Below are 13,985 nucleotides of genomic sequence, written 5' to 3'. Positions count from 1 at the left end.
AGACTGAAACGCGGAACCGAATTACTCCGGCAGCAGGTCGCGAACGACGTCCCGCTCTTCCCGCAGTTCCTGCAGGGTCGCGTTGAATTTCTCCATAGCGAAGTCATCGTGCTCGATGCCTTCGACGATCTTCCAGGTGTTGCCGTCGCTGGTCAGCGGGTAACCGAAGATCAGACCTTCATCCACACCGTAGCTGCCATCGCTGCAGACAGCAGCACTGAAGCTTTCGCCCAACGGGGTAGGAGTGATAATGCTCTTGATCGTATCCAGGGCAGCATTCGCAGCGGAAGCGGCACTGGAAGCACCACGGGCCTGGATCACAGCCGCACCACGCTTCTGGACGGTTTCGATGAACTCGCCCCGCAGCCAGTCGTGATCTTCGATGATTTCCGGAACTGGTGTGCCGTGAATGGTGGCGTGGTAGAAGTCCGGGAACTGAGTCGCGGAGTGGTTACCCCAGATGTTCATGTTCTTGATTGCGGTCACAGGCTGACCGGATTTCTTGGCAATCTGGGTGACGGCCCGGTTTTCGTCCAGACGGGTCATCGCGTACCAGCGATCCCGGGGAACCTTGGGAGCATTGGCCATCGCGATCAGGCAGTTCGTGTTACAGGGGTTTCCGACAACCAGAACCCGTACGTCATCGGCAGCAGCATTCTGAATCGCCTGTCCGGTGCTGGTGAAGATCGGACCGTTAACGCGGATCAGATCGCCCCGCTCCATGCCTGCTTTACGAGGTACACTCCCCACGCAGATCACGAAGTTACAGTCAGCGAAAGCGTCTTCCAGATGATCACTGTCTGCTTTGACGACACCGGCCAGGGTCGGGAAAGCACAGTCTTCCAGTTCCATTTCCACCCCGTCCAGAGCGGACAGAACCGGAGGAACTTCGACCAGATGCAGGATTACCGGCTGATCGGGGCCAAAGATCTGCCCGGAAGCCAGGCGGAATAACATGGCGTAACCAATCTGGCCAGCTGCCCCGGTAACTGCAACTCGAATCGGATGATTCATCTCTTTATCGCTCCTTAACTTATGAATGTGGCTCAGTGAACCTGTCTCCAGGTGGAATTTCGCAGATTTATTCTGTTTTTTGTACCTCCACACCGCTGGATCGGCAACCGACTGGGGGCATCAGTTTCCAATTTCTGAAGACTCGTCGCAAATGCGATGCTCCAGTGCGTCACAGCCTGTGAAAATAGACGATTTCTACTCGTTCTGACCCCCGACGCACGCGATCATTGCTAGACGCGGGTGATCATTGATTGAACAGATACGCGCCTCCGCCAATGCCCAGGGCAGCCGCCAGGCAGGCCAGCGTGATTTTGATCCAGCTGTAAGGCCGCTCTCCGTTCACTTCCCCTGTCGCTGCATTGACGGCCACCTGGTACAGTTTGCCTTTATACTTGTAGCTCATCAGCCAGAGAGGCAACAGCAGATGTTTATAGGTAATCGCATCATACTGGCTCTGCACCGTATCCACCCGCTGGGTGTCTCCTCCGATCCTGCTGCAGACTTCCGAATACAGGGCATCGTCCATCCGCTGCTTCCCCAGCACAAAACCGTCTTTGAGCTCGACATCGTATGTCCGGGCCGTAAAGCCCGCCAGGTACGCGTGTTTGAAAGGGACCAGCAGATGCATGGGGAACGGTTCCAGCGCCCGAATCAGCGGTCGCGGCAGTCCCCAGGAAGCGAGAATCACCACATCGTCAAAGAATCTCTGGAAGTTGCCGGAGGCGGGATACCAGCGGGTCCGGCGTTCGCGCCGTCGATTCTTCCCGGTCCCGACCGTCACGTAATAATATTCGCCCCGTTGTCCGGAGTAATACGTGCTCGTCAGGCTGTCAAAAGTAAAGTAAGGCAGATAGACGCCATGAAACTGTCCCTCGGCCCCCTTCTCCACAAAATCATTCGGTGCAAACCAGAGCGACTTCACCCAGGCCTTGAGATTCAGCCGCGATCGATCTTCATCCACCTGGAACGGCAACACCGCATCCACGGGCACCCGCTTCTCCGAAGTATGCACTTTATCCAACTGAATCGGCGAGGCACAGTAGGGACATTCCGAACTGGTCAGCGTTCCGACAAAGCGGAGTGTTGCCCCACAACTTTCGCAGCGGACCTCCTGCTCTTCCTCGTTTTCCACATCCAATTGCTGCTCGCGCAGCTCCTGCAGATGGGCCAGCATCCCGTAGAAATCCTGCTCTTCGATTTCCTTATCAGGATCGATGCCGATCACTTTTTCAAACCCGCAATGCTGGCACTTCAGCTTCTGGGTATGGATATCGAAGATCAGATCAGACCCGCAGCCTTCGCAGGGGAAGATATGCCCCTTTTCGCCATCAATCCGCTCTCCTTCTTCCCCGAACGGCTCTTCGAGAAAGATCGGCTCATCAGCATCATGCGGAGGCAGAGGCGGTGGTTGCGGACTCATAATTCCCTTTTGGTCTGATTAAAACTCGTGTTGGCGATCACCGGTCAAAGGTTCAACGTCAATTCAGGACGTCTGGATTAATCTACTTTGAAAAAATCAGTCGCCGTAGTCAACCTGAACCAGATAGAGACCGCTCGCCGGCGCTGTGGCTCCCGCCTGGGAACGATCCATCGACTCGACAATCTCCCGCACTTTCTCGGGAGACCAGCGTCCCACACCCACTTCGAATAGGGTCCCTACAATCGCCCGCACCATATTGTACAGAAAGCCGTCCGCGACAATATCGACCGTGATGAACTCCGCCGGCGAACTCGAGGTGCTGTGTGACAGCCCTGGATCCGCGCCCCACACGGGCCAGACTGAAGTCCGCTGTACCGTCAGTTCCTTCACCGTCCGTACGCTGGTCGCCTTGTTCGGGAAATGCGATTCAAAGCAGCGGAAATCATGTTTGCCTAATAAATGCTGGCCCCCGACATGCATCTGCTCCGCATCCAGCGGCCGCCCGAATTCACAAACATACCGCTTCAGAAACGGAAAATTGACGCTGCTGTTATGAATCACATAGCGATACCGCTTTTGTACCGCCGAGTATGTTGCATGAAAGTCGGGGGCAACCTCAGCCACCTCCCGAACGCAAATGCTGTCCGGCAGAAACCGCTGCAGCCCCGTCTGGATATTCTTGCAGGGAATCTTCGACTCGGTCTGAAAACTGGCCACCTGCCCCAGCGCATGCACGCCGGCATCGGTACGACCCGCGACCAGTACTCCGGTTTTCTGCTGTGTCAGCTTTTCGATTGCCGCTTCCACGCAGCTCTGTACCGAAACACCGTTCGGCTGGACCTGCCAGCCCGCATATTCCGATCCGTCATAAGCCAGTGTCAGTTTGATATTTCTCATGACCATTGCTTCGTCGGCACCAGTCAGTTTGACTTAGAGACCGAGCTTCTCTTTCCAGTAAGCGGTCTGCTCCTGCACCGGCTTTTCGCCCCCCGAACCGAAACTGCAGAGTGCCGCCATCGCGTTCCGGGCGCCCAGCACCTGGTAGATGTCCTCTTCGATCTCGGGACACGCCTGCTGCAGTTCTTCCAGAGAGAGATCTGCCAGCCGGATACTCCGCGATTCACACAGCGACACCAGTTTCCCGACGATCCCGTGCCCGGTCCGCATCGGCGTCCCTTTCTTGATCAGGTACTCCATCAGGGCAGTCGCATCGAGGAAGCCGTCTTCCAGTTTGGCATTGATTGTCTCGACCTGCAGTTCCGCCCCTTCGACCATCGCAGCCGCCAGTTCCAGACAGGCGGCGACTGTGTCGTAAGCGTCGAACATTGCCAGCTTGTCTTCCTGCATGTCCCGGTTGTAGGCCATCGGCAGGCCCTTCAACAGCACCAGCGTCTGCTGCACATCGGCAATCGGTCGGGCCGACTTACCGCGGATCAGTTCCAGCACATCCGGGTTCCGCTTTTGTGGCATGATGGACGAACCAGTGGTGAAGGCATCAGGCAGTTTGATAAAACCGAACTCAGTCGAGAACCAGGCGATCCATTCTTCGGCCCAGTTACTCAGATGAGTGGCGATCATCGCCATGCAGAAACAGAATTCAGCCAGGTAGTCGCGGTCACTGGAGATATCCAGACTGTTGCGGGCTACGTCGGTGAACTCCAGCAATTCCGCGGTGAAGTGCCGGTCAATCGGCAGCGAGCTCCCCGCCAGTGCCGCCCCGCCCAGTGGAGAAACATTCACGCGGGCGAGACAGTCGGCCAGTCGCTGACGATCCCGGTCGAACTTCTCGCAGTAAGCGAGCCAGTAATGAGCGGCTTTGACCGGCTGTGCCCGCTGCAGGTGAGTAAAGCCGGGCAGCACCTGGTCGGCGTCACGCTCACAACGTTCGACGAACGCGACCTGCAGATCCTTGAGCAGGCTGTCAACGCGTTCGATGGCCCCCCGGGTATAAAGCTTGAGGTCGGTCGATACCTGATCGTTCCGGCTGCGACCAGTGTGCAGCTTGCGACCGATGTCGCCGATCCGTTCGATCAACGCACTTTCGATATGCATGTGGATGTCTTCGAGCTCAAAGCGGAATTCGAATTTCCCATCAGCGATCTCGGCACCGATCTGATCCAGCGTCTCCACGATCTGTCGGCTTTCGTCAACCGTGATCAGTCCCACCTTGGCCAGCATCTGGGCGTGCGCCTGCGAGCCCTGGATATCGACAGCCGCCAGCCGACTGTCAAAACTGATTGATTCCGTAAACGCTTCAACGCGGGCATCAGTCTGCTGTTGAAATCGTCCTCCCCAGGCTTTTGCGGCCACGGTCTGTCTCCACTGCAAGTCGTTAAAATAGTTCGGTTTCGCTCGGGCGCCACATTCTCAAAGAGCCCTGCATAGGCAGAGTAATCTGCCAGACAGCATCCATCAAGCCGCCCACGCGCCCGGAGCCCGAATGACGCCATAATTTATCCCTTTTTCCGCATCGGACCGGGAAATATGTTGGTAAATGGTCCAAAGGCCCCTCTAGGATGAAATATTGAATCACTCTCTTTTGAACACGAGTCAACAACCTGAAGTCCTCCGAAGAGCCATGAAACTGAACCTGATACTGACCCTCGTCTGCGCCGCCCTGCTGAGTAGCAGCCAGTTGCAATCCACCCGGGCCGCGATTGAAGCCCCGAAACCCAAACTGACGGACACAGAAAAGACTCCGCAACTCAAAGCGCCAGCCAAATCCGCCTCGGCCGATACCTGGACCATCGAGATCACTCCTGCCCCGGGTTTGAATTCCTACGCGACAAAACAGGTTCAGGTTCCCCTGCATCAAACTCAGACAGCCTCAGCCGAGAACGCTGCTGATACCATCGTGATTGTGCCTCGTGACATCCCCCAGATTCCTGTTCAGGAATGCGAGCACTGTCAGGCAACACACCGTTCGATTCAGCGAATGGCAGCTCAATACGGTTTCCGCAGCTGGCCGCTGGCCACCAACGGCTATTTTGCCAATCTGCAATCCGTGCCAGCCCTCTACATGTATAGTGACCTGATTCGCTCCAACTGGTTCGGCTCTCCTTATCACGGTCATTCCTTCTACTACAACGGCTATCGTCCCTCGTTCCGCTTCGGCTCACTGCAATACCGTGGCTTCGGAAATTATGACCGCATGTATAACCCGCGGGTCATCCCCTTCGGATATCAGTATTCCGGCGCCCGCGATTACTACCGGATTCTGGCCCTGACATCGATGCTGGCCAACCTTCCCTGATTGATCTGATTTTCAGGCAACAGCACGACTGCTCTGGATTACATGCATTTTCGTTGATATAATCAGCCCGCAGCGATTGAGTTCTCCGTCACTCCCAGCCATTCCAGGGGGCCCGCGTGATGACTGAAATGACTACGGGTGGCATGTGTGCGCCACATCTGCTGAATCGACGACAGGCGATGCAGATCGGCGTCGGTCTGTTCGGCCTGAATCTGCCGCAGTTACTTCAGGCCAAAGAATCGGGTAAGCAGGACATCTCCTGTATCTTCATCTTCCTGGCAGGCGGGCCGAGTCATTTTGAGACATTCGATCCCAAACCCGAAGCCCCTGCCGAGATCCGTGGGCAGTGGAAACCGATCGACACCAACGTCCCCGGTATTCAAATCTGTGAGAAGCTCCCCCTGTTGGCGCAACGGATGGACAAGGTCGCGCTGATCCGTTCCTGGCAGGGAAAGAGCGGCTCACACAGCACCGGTTCACAGCATGTCGCCAGCGGTTTCAAACCGACGGGCAAACAGTATTTCCCCAACTTTGGCTGTCTGGTTTCGGCCCTGTATGGCAGCCGTGTTCCCGGCGTGCCTCCCCATCTGGGCCTGCCGGTCGCCGCTCGATATACCGATCCTCCCGGCTACCTGGGCACCGCTTTTTCCGCATTCGACCTCAAGGGGGATCCCAGCAAACCGGAAATGGAACTGGGGGGCCTGAACCTGTCACAGGTCCGTTTCGAAAACCGCCTGGAAATGCTCGCGCAGCTGGAAAATCTGAGCCGCCTGCAGGAGATTCAGAACTCGCAGTTCGAATCGGTCGACAAATTCACCAACGAAGCCATCGCCATGCTGACCAGCGGCGCAATGCAGAAAGCGGTTAACCTCGAAGAAGAACCGATACAGACCCGCGAGCGCTACGGCGATAACATTTACGGGCGACGCGTCCTGCTGGCCCGTCGCCTGGTGGAAGCGGGAGCCCGCTTCGTAACGATCAACCAGGCTGTCCAGGGCGGCCTGTTCGGGAATGCCAAAACCAATGGCACCTGGGACAACCACGGCTGGCTCTTCGATTCAATGATGACCTTCTCCAAACCGCCCGCAGACCTGCCCAAAGGCAAACGCTGGCACAGCTACTCCGGCCCCGGAAACGTTCCTCAACTGGACATGTCGCTCTCTGCTCTGCTGGACGACCTGGATGAGCGGGGACTACTCGACACAACTCTGGTTGTCGCGATGGGTGAATTCGGACGCACACCGAAAATCAACGCCACCGCTGGCCGCGATCACTATCCCAATGCAGGTAGTGTCCTCATGGCAGGCGGCCCCGTGAAACGAGGAACTGTGATTGGTGCCACCGACCGCAAAGGAAGTCTGCCCAGCACGCGTCCCTGGCGTCCCGAAGACTTTGCCACCTCCATTTATCACGCGCTGGGCATCGACGCCCACCAGACCTATTTCCCCCGGCTCGCCCGCCCCACGCCGGTCGCTGCCGGTGAACTGATCGAAGGCCTGTTCTAAGTCGGATTCCTGAAATTCAGCCCGGGATCCAGAAATCAGGCGTGGATTTCAGCCCAGCGATTGCATCCGTCTACCACTCCTGCTAGGTTTCACTTTTTAAGCGCACGATCCCTGCAGGAGTGTTTTTCTTATGTCTTCCGCTGCCCCCCGCGCCGTTGTGCTCGTCAGTGGCGGTCTCGATTCCGCGACCACGCTGGCCATCGCCGCCGATGCCGGTTTTGAACTGTATGCTCTCTCCTTCGACTACGGACAGCGGCACCGCCACGAGCTGGACGCCGCGAAAAAAGTCTGTCAGGCATTCGATGCGCAACACTTCGTCACTTTCCCGCTGGATCTGCGTGTCTTCGGTGGCTCGGCCCTCACTGCCGACATCGAAGTCCCCAAGGACCGCTCAGATGATGACCTGGAAGCCGGCATCCCCATCACCTACGTCCCGGCCCGGAACACGGTTTTCCTCTCGCTGGCACTCGCCTGGGCCGAAACATTGAATGCCTTCGACCTGTTCATCGGCGTGAATGCCGTCGATTACAGTGGCTATCCCGACTGTCGACCCGAGTTCATCGAGTCCTTCGAGAAAATGGCTAACCTCGCGACCAAATCGGGAGTAGAACACAGCGGTACCTGGAAGGTGCATACCCCTTTGATTTCACTCACCAAAGCAGAGATCATCCAAAAGGGGATGGAACTCGGCGTCGATTACGGCCTGACCCACAGCTGCTACGACCCGCTGCCCGATGGCACGCCCTGCGGTCACTGTGACTCCTGCCAGCTCCGCGCCAAAGGCTTCGCGGAAGCCGGCTTTGATGATCCGGCCCTGAAAAAATAATCCTCGCTCAACTGGAGGGCTTCAACTCCCACCCCGGTTGTGTCACGGGAGGTTCCGCCGGGGGCTCCACGAGCTTGCCATACAGATCGGGACGCCGGGCGCGGATATAACGTCGCCCACTGGCCTGCGACAGTTTTTCCTCGGTGCATAGCGCGATCGCGATTTCATCTCCCAGGTTCGTACACTCGGCGATGATCTCTCCAAACGGATCGAGGATCATCGACAGCCCCGGTTTGACTTCCTGGTCATCCATGCCGACCGGGTTCGTGAAGATCGCATACACGCCGTTATCATAAGCCCGCGCAGGCAGCCAGCGCATCAGCCAGCCTTTCCCCTTGGGTCCCTGAAATTCCTGTCGCAGCCGTACCGGATCCCGGTCCCGGTTCTCCCACAGTTTTGGATCCACGAGTCCCCGCCCGGGCATCACCGACGGGAGGCAGCAGGTCACATGTGGCATAAAGATGATCTCGGCCCCCAGCATGGCTGTCATCCGCACGTTTTCGATCAGGTTGTTGTCGTAGCAGATCAAGATCCCACAACGACAGCCACGCAGATCGAAGACCGCGTATTCACTTCCCGAAGAAAGATGCGAATTCACAAACGCATGCAGCTTGCGAAAGCGGGCCACCAGTTCATCCCCATCGACACAGACGTACGTGTTATACACGTCCCCCTGATCCTCTTCGAACAGGCCGGCGAGGATGGGCACGCCGACTTCCCGGGAGATTGACATCAGTTCCTGTGTACTCGGTCCGGAAGGCACCGGCTCGGCCAGGGCCAGCAGTTCTTCTTTGGAGAACGATTGCACGAATGTGTAAGCGGGGATACAACATTCATGAAAGCTGACAATCTCAGCCCCCTGGGCCACCGCCTGTTGAGCCAGCTCACGGATGCGCTGCAGATTATATGCCTTGTCTCCGTTACGATGTTCAAACTGGACGGCAGCGATCCTGATGTCTCTCATTGGGTTTTTCCTTCCGATTTGATATGCTGTGAATTCACCCATCTTAATCTGATGTTTTCCAACGATAAAGGGATTTTAAAACTGATGGCGACACAATTGACGAATGACGCACTCTCCGCAATCGAAGCAGACTGGCTGATTATCCCCCTGGCCGAGGCAGCCCCGCTCCCCGCTGACGTATCACAACTGGACGAAGCGATCGGTGGTCAGATCAGCCGCCTGATCGAAGCTGAAGACTTCACCGGCAAACTGGCGTCGACCGCCACCCTGCTCGGATTAAGCGGCATCAAAACACCACGCATCCTGCTGGCTGGACTGGGACCCGCGAAAGACCTCTCGCTGGCAGCGCTGGAAAAATCCCTGATGACCGCCGCCCGCGCCATCTCAACCAAGAAAGAGATCCGCGCCGCAGTCCTGCTCCCCGAAGTTTCAGAAAGCTCTCTCTCTGCAGCCCAGATCGCCCGTCAGATCAGCACCGCCATGACCGTCGGTTCGGTGGGACAGGACCTGTACCGGGCGGAACCCGGCCGCTTCCCCTTCCAGGAAGTGTCGATCGCGGGTGCGGACTCTGCTGAAATTCAACAGGCAATCTCAGAGGGATCGATCCTGGGTGAAGCCGTTAATCTGGCACGTGAAGTGGTCAACCGTCCCGCCGGCGATATCTTTCCGGTCAGCTTTGCCGACAAGGTTGTGGAAGTCGCGAAGGAATGTGGTCTGGAAGCAGAGATCCTCGACGAAAAACAACTGGCAGATGAAAAGATGGGCTCCATGCTGGCCGTCGCCCAGGGAAGTGATCAGCCTCCCCGCCTGGCGATTCTGAAACATCAGGGCGGCGCTGCCTCCGCTCCCACGCTGGCCCTGGTCGGCAAAGGGGTCACCTTCGACAGCGGCGGACTTTCACTCAAGCCCAGTGACGGCATGAAGACCATGAAATGCGACATGGGTGGCGCAGCCGCGGTCCTCGGTGCGATGACGGCGATTGCCCGCCTCAAGCTGCCCGTGAATGTCGTGGGCTACATGGGACTCGTGGAAAACATGGTCAACGGATCGTCTTACAAGCTGGGTGACGTCCTTAAAGCCCGGAACGGCAAGACCATCGAAGTTCTCAACACCGATGCCGAAGGACGCCTGGTTCTGGCCGACGTCCTCACGCTGGCTGTCGACCGCGGGGCCTCGAACCTGATCGACCTCGCCACCCTGACCGGTGCCTGTGTCGTCGCTCTGGGTGAAGATGTCACCGGCGTCTTCTCTAACACCCCGGCCTGGTCGCAGGCGGTTCAGGACGCCGCCAAAACCACCGGCGAATCGGTCTGGGAAATGCCCATGTTCCCTGAGTTTGGTGAGCAGCTCAAAAGCGATGTGGCAGACCTGAAAAACGTCGGTCTTCGCTGGGGTGGTGCCATCACCGCCGCCAAGTTCCTGGAAAACTTCGTCAGCGAAACCCCGTGGGTCCACCTCGATATCGCAGGCCCGGCTTTCGCTTCGGCCAATTTGCCTCACCGTGAAGGGGGCGCTACCGGCTGCATGGTTCGCACCCTGGTAGAAGTTGCCCGCGAGTACAAAGGCTAAGCGAAAGATAGCAGAGTCTACTCTTCGGATTCTCGTTCCAGCGCCCCCAGGTCATTCAATGATGCTGCGGGGCGTTGTTTCATTCCCCGAGGACCTTTGAATTCCTGTTTTACGGGGAAGTTGGCTTTCACGGCTTCCGGCAGAGCTCCCGCTTTATTCAGGCAGGCAGACTTGGCAGTGAGAAAGAACAGATTTTTCTCTTCGTCCTGAAATCCCGGATCGGCACCGGAATGGATTTCGTCTTCCGCACTGACCTTGCCGAAGCGAGTGGAGTGCGCGGCTTTCCAGCCCCGTTTGATCCAGTTATGACTCAGACTCGCCGTCCCCGCTTCATCGAGAATCGCCAGACTGCTGCCATCGTGTGAGGTATAAAGAATGTTATTCCGGCAGTCCAGGTGTTCGCTCGCGGTCGACAGTCGCACCAGCGTAGTGGAAGCCCGCCGGGAAACCATCGTGTTGTTGTAGAGAAATAATGTTCCCTTGCGATAATTTTCTTCGTCGCCACTGTCGCCACCGTAGTGAATCATCTGCGTGTTTGAATCTTCCTTACGTTTCACCAGCACATTGCCGTACACATAGGTAGAGCGGTAGCGTGGATCAAAGCGAATCGTATCACTTCCCTCGGCATCGACCAAATCGAGCTGTCGGTTGCCGCTTTCAATCCAGTTGTAGCGCACGACCAGTCCGGCAGAACGATCTTTGAGATTGTTCCCCAGACAGTTTTCGCGAAGCGGACCGAGGTAGTTCCCCTGGAAGATCATCCCGGCGGCTTCAGTATAAACGTTGTGTTCGTAATAGCTGTCGGCGATCCCGTTATGATAGATCGCACAGTTCTCAACGAGGATCTCTTTTGAGTCGGGGGCGATAAACAGACCGTTGCCGCAATCGTGCAGGAAGCAGTTGCGGATCGTAATGTGTTCTCCTTTTTCAATGAAGATCGCCGCGGCATTCTGAAAATACTTCTGCAGTCCGTCCGAACTGAAATAGAAGAAGGAGGGACGCGCACTGCGGATATCGAGGTTTTCGATCACAATGTGCGCGGGCATCGTATCGGCAGGATCGCGGGCACCACCAATTTTGATGATCCCCCGCTGTTCGCCCCAATAGCGGAGCTGCGGTCGCGTGACGGCCCGCCGACCATCGATGACAGGCAGATCCCCTTTCTCGGAAGGAACGCCTTTGATCACGATCGGCTTCGCCTGGGTCCCCCTTCGGCAGAGTACCCATTTACTCCGATAAGGCTGCGCCCGCCAGTGAATCTGGACCTCATCCCCCGGCGAGAGACTCTCCCAGGGAACTTTTTCGAGCAGAGTATACTTTTTATCGGGGCCCACTTCGTAAAGTTCCGCCTGACACTCTGTTGCCCTGGCAGAAACCAGAACTACGATGGAGAGAGTCAGCAGACAGTTCAGAAGACGAACAGACAGAGAACCGGTTCCCTGCATTGGAGTTTCAGTTCGCTGCACGGCAGGGTCCCTTCCCTTTCGGATCTGTTCTCAACTCAGGCCGGCAAGTTCATTGTTGATCGACGACCTGAGATATCTGCTCCACTCCGCGGCTGCTTAGTGAACCTGAGCTGGTACCCACCGTACCGGACGGGCTCCCTGACCGGGCTGGGCCGAGCTGGGAATGTTGGTCGGAGCGTACAGCATGGAAGGAGGTACGGAAGACATGGGCTCTTCGGCAGCAGGTGCAGGCGCTGGTTTCTGGATGGCTCCCTTAGGTCCGTGATCGGGCGTAGGGGCAATCTTCTGAGGGACAACAGTTGCAGGACCAGAGGGAGTACCGTGCCCTTCCGGAACGAATCCGCCGTGGTAATCACCTTGATACTCACCTTCGTAGGTTTGCGGAGATTCATAGTACTGTCCCTGTCCCCCCTGCGGACCACAGGTCGGGCAGTTGGACTGGGAAGAGAAGTTCGGCGTGGGGTACGATTCCATGGGATAGGTTTCCATGGGGCCTTCATCCCAGCCACCATAGCTGAAGGTTCCCGAAGCCAGTGTGGAAGGGAACTTCTTACCAAAACCATGCTTCTTAAAAGGACCGCAGGTATTGCAGCCACCACAGGGATCACAGGTATTGCACGGATCACAGGAATTGCAGCAAAGCTTTTGCATCCGCTGTGCGCGGTGCTTTGACAGCGAACATCTGATATCATCCATGAAGTTGGTGGGTCCGTACATCTCACCACCGCAGACCATGCCGGTCGACGGATCGTAATAACCTGGTCCGGCGCAGCCGGTCAGAGGAAGACAGAGTAAAATACCCACACTTAATTTCAGTAACGAATTCATTTGGAAAATCCGGTCAATCTCAGTTCTTAAAAGTGGTCGTCACTCGCGGAGTGACAGTCGCAGGATCCCCTGCAGAGAGAACCCTCTATCTCTGAGATCGTCATTTCCCAATGTTAACCTTTAATGATTATAGGAATTTTAACGATTTTTATTGTCGTTCAGCTGCCAGAGGTTCGCGTTGCCGTAAGCCGTTGTGATAGAACAGATTAAATAGACATGAACAAATCCGAACAACTTGATCTGAGCAAAATCGGCTTTCTCGCGATGTGGAAACTGGGAGGCCTGACTCCATGGGATCTCGTCCGTCGCGCCTTTATCGGCTACAACCAGCACCGCCTCAGCGCCCAGAGCGCACAGTTCGCCTATTACGCGATTTTCACGCTCTTCCCACTGCTGATGGTCCTGATCGGCATTGTGGCTCAACTCCCCATCGAGGGCCTGATTCGCAGCATGGAGAATGCCATCAATATGGGTCTGCCACATGATCTCTCCCAAATCCTGTTCGATCAGATCGCCGACATCCAGAAGAAAACGACCTTCAGTCTGATCATGGGGGGCGTGGTACTGTTATCCTGGGGGGCATGCGCCTGTTCCTCACGATGGGCAAAGGACTGGATGCCGTGTTTGAAGTCGATCATCGGCGAAATTTCCTCAAAGCAGGCGGACTCTCCCTGTTGCTGACGTTTTTTGTGCTGTTCCTGTTGTTTATGGCCATGATTCTGCTGGTCGTCGGCCCCGCGATTGCCCGCCTGCTGCTGTCCAATTTTGAAGCCCCCTGGCTGCACGTCCTGCTCTCAGCCGGCACACGCTGGTCGGTCGCCTGTGGCTTCATGCTGATTTCGACCTCGGTCATTTACTGGGCCGTTCCCAGTGTCAAACTTCCCTGGAACATCATCACGCCGGGCAGCCTGTTTGTTGTCGTCAGCTGGGTGGTCATGTTGCTGGGCTTTCGCGAGTATGTCGAAAATTTTGCACACTACAACGAAACTTATGGGACCCTGGGGGGATTCATTGTGTTACTCGTCTGGTTGTATATGACCGGAGCCATTCTGATGATGGGTGGCGAAATCAACGGCGTCATTTATCGGGCGGCGAAAGAGAAGTCCGAAGCCATCAGGTGACCGACCTGCTTCCCTGTTT

13 protein-coding genes are annotated in these 13,985 nt (G+C 56.6%); 6 read left to right on the top strand and 7 right to left on the bottom strand.

The features are described from left to right. Window positions 1-21 precede the first annotated feature (21 nt). The 4 genes from F1728_RS28435 to argH all read right to left on the bottom strand — a co-directional run bounded on the left by F1728_RS28435 (window position 22) and on the right by argH (window position 4,744). The gene (locus F1728_RS28435; protein ID WP_145041745.1) at window positions 22-1,014 is read right to left on the bottom strand and encodes a malate dehydrogenase; all 993 of its coding nucleotides are present in this window, start codon (window positions 1,012-1,014) and stop codon (window positions 22-24) included. A gap of 244 nt (window positions 1,015-1,258) precedes the next feature. Further along, window positions 1,259-2,434, bottom strand: coding sequence for a hypothetical protein (locus F1728_RS28430; RefSeq protein WP_155366829.1), 1,176 nt, complete (start codon window positions 2,432-2,434; stop codon window positions 1,259-1,261). A gap of 96 nt (window positions 2,435-2,530) precedes the next feature. Then, a complete protein-coding gene (truA, locus tag F1728_RS28425; RefSeq protein WP_194242571.1) occupies window positions 2,531-3,331 on the bottom strand; it encodes a tRNA pseudouridine(38-40) synthase TruA in 801 nt (266 codons plus the stop codon). A gap of 33 nt (window positions 3,332-3,364) precedes the next feature. Beyond that, window positions 3,365-4,744, bottom strand: a complete 1,380-nt coding sequence (gene argH / locus F1728_RS28420; protein ID WP_155366827.1) for an argininosuccinate lyase — start codon at window positions 4,742-4,744, stop codon at window positions 3,365-3,367. A gap of 268 nt (window positions 4,745-5,012) precedes the next feature. Between argH and F1728_RS28415 the strand changes: the two genes are divergently transcribed. The 3 genes from F1728_RS28415 (at window position 5,013) to queC (ending at window position 8,018) form a co-directional block, all read left to right on the top strand. Beyond that, window positions 5,013-5,687: a hypothetical protein gene (locus F1728_RS28415; RefSeq protein WP_155366826.1), complete on the top strand. Its 675-nt coding sequence runs from the start codon at window positions 5,013-5,015 to the stop codon at window positions 5,685-5,687. 119 nt (window positions 5,688-5,806) lie between these two features. Further along, window positions 5,807-7,192: a DUF1501 domain-containing protein gene (locus F1728_RS28410; RefSeq protein WP_155366825.1), complete on the top strand. Its 1,386-nt coding sequence runs from the start codon at window positions 5,807-5,809 to the stop codon at window positions 7,190-7,192. Between the two features lie 130 nt (window positions 7,193-7,322). Beyond that, window positions 7,323-8,018, top strand: coding sequence for a 7-cyano-7-deazaguanine synthase QueC (gene queC, locus F1728_RS28405; RefSeq protein ID WP_149345135.1), 696 nt, complete (start codon window positions 7,323-7,325; stop codon window positions 8,016-8,018). A gap of 7 nt (window positions 8,019-8,025) precedes the next feature. Here the strand turns inward: queC and F1728_RS28400 are convergent, their stop codons facing one another. Next, on the bottom strand, window positions 8,026-8,982 hold the full coding sequence (locus tag F1728_RS28400) for a nitrilase family protein (protein WP_155366824.1): 957 nt from the start codon (window positions 8,980-8,982) through the stop codon (window positions 8,026-8,028). An 84-nt stretch (window positions 8,983-9,066) separates the two neighbouring features. Here F1728_RS28400 and F1728_RS28395 point away from each other — a divergent pair, with 84 nt between their 5' ends. Further along, window positions 9,067-10,551, top strand: coding sequence for a leucyl aminopeptidase (locus F1728_RS28395; protein ID WP_155366823.1), 1,485 nt, complete (start codon window positions 9,067-9,069; stop codon window positions 10,549-10,551). 17 nt (window positions 10,552-10,568) lie between these two features. Here the strand turns inward: F1728_RS28395 and F1728_RS28390 are convergent, their stop codons facing one another. Next, entirely contained in the window at window positions 10,569-12,017 is a 1,449-nt protein-coding gene (locus F1728_RS28390) for a right-handed parallel beta-helix repeat-containing protein (RefSeq protein ID WP_228030386.1), read from the bottom strand. A gap of 96 nt (window positions 12,018-12,113) precedes the next feature. After that, window positions 12,114-12,845, bottom strand: coding sequence for a hypothetical protein (locus F1728_RS28385; protein WP_155366822.1), 732 nt, complete (start codon window positions 12,843-12,845; stop codon window positions 12,114-12,116). Between the two features lie 216 nt (window positions 12,846-13,061). On the opposite strand from F1728_RS28385, the gene F1728_RS32370 reads away from it, so the two are divergent. Then, window positions 13,062-13,526, top strand: coding sequence for a YhjD/YihY/BrkB family envelope integrity protein (locus F1728_RS32370; RefSeq protein ID WP_155366821.1), 465 nt, complete (start codon window positions 13,062-13,064; stop codon window positions 13,524-13,526). Then, window positions 13,427-13,966 (top strand): YihY/virulence factor BrkB family protein, encoded by a 540-nt coding sequence (locus F1728_RS32365; protein WP_155366820.1) that lies wholly within the window; start codon window positions 13,427-13,429, stop codon window positions 13,964-13,966. Before F1728_RS32370 ends, F1728_RS32365 begins: the two co-directional genes overlap by 100 nt. Window positions 13,967-13,985 lie beyond the last annotated feature (19 nt).

The organism is Gimesia benthica (assembly GCF_009720525.1).
GTDB classification, from domain to species: domain Bacteria; phylum Planctomycetota; class Planctomycetia; order Planctomycetales; family Planctomycetaceae; genus Gimesia; species Gimesia benthica.
Note: the sequence above shows the minus strand (reverse complement) of the source record. Positions and strands in the feature narration are given on the sequence as shown.

Excerpts from the sequence above, each read along its gene's own strand:
- F1728_RS28415 (WP_155366826.1), top strand. The coding sequence starts at position 5,013 with ATGAAACTGAACCTGATACTGACCCTCGTCTGCGCCGCCCTGCTGAGT.
- F1728_RS28400 (WP_155366824.1), bottom strand. The coding sequence starts at position 8,982 with ATGAGAGACATCAGGATCGCTGCCGTCCAGTTTGAACATCGTAACGGA.
- queC (WP_149345135.1), top strand. The coding sequence starts at position 7,323 with ATGTCTTCCGCTGCCCCCCGCGCCGTTGTGCTCGTCAGTGGCGGTCTC.
- F1728_RS28395 (WP_155366823.1), top strand. The coding sequence starts at position 9,067 with ATGGCGACACAATTGACGAATGACGCACTCTCCGCAATCGAAGCAGAC.
- F1728_RS28430 (WP_155366829.1), bottom strand. The coding sequence starts at position 2,434 with ATGAGTCCGCAACCACCGCCTCTGCCTCCGCATGATGCTGATGAGCCG.
- F1728_RS32370 (WP_155366821.1), top strand. The coding sequence starts at position 13,062 with ATGAACAAATCCGAACAACTTGATCTGAGCAAAATCGGCTTTCTCGCG.
- F1728_RS32365 (WP_155366820.1), top strand. The coding sequence starts at position 13,427 with ATGCGCCTGTTCCTCACGATGGGCAAAGGACTGGATGCCGTGTTTGAA.
- F1728_RS28410 (WP_155366825.1), top strand. The coding sequence starts at position 5,807 with ATGACTGAAATGACTACGGGTGGCATGTGTGCGCCACATCTGCTGAAT.
- F1728_RS28385 (WP_155366822.1), bottom strand. The coding sequence starts at position 12,845 with ATGAATTCGTTACTGAAATTAAGTGTGGGTATTTTACTCTGTCTTCCT.
- F1728_RS28435 (WP_145041745.1), bottom strand. The coding sequence starts at position 1,014 with ATGAATCATCCGATTCGAGTTGCAGTTACCGGGGCAGCTGGCCAGATT.
- truA (WP_194242571.1), bottom strand. The coding sequence starts at position 3,331 with ATGAGAAATATCAAACTGACACTGGCTTATGACGGATCGGAATATGCG.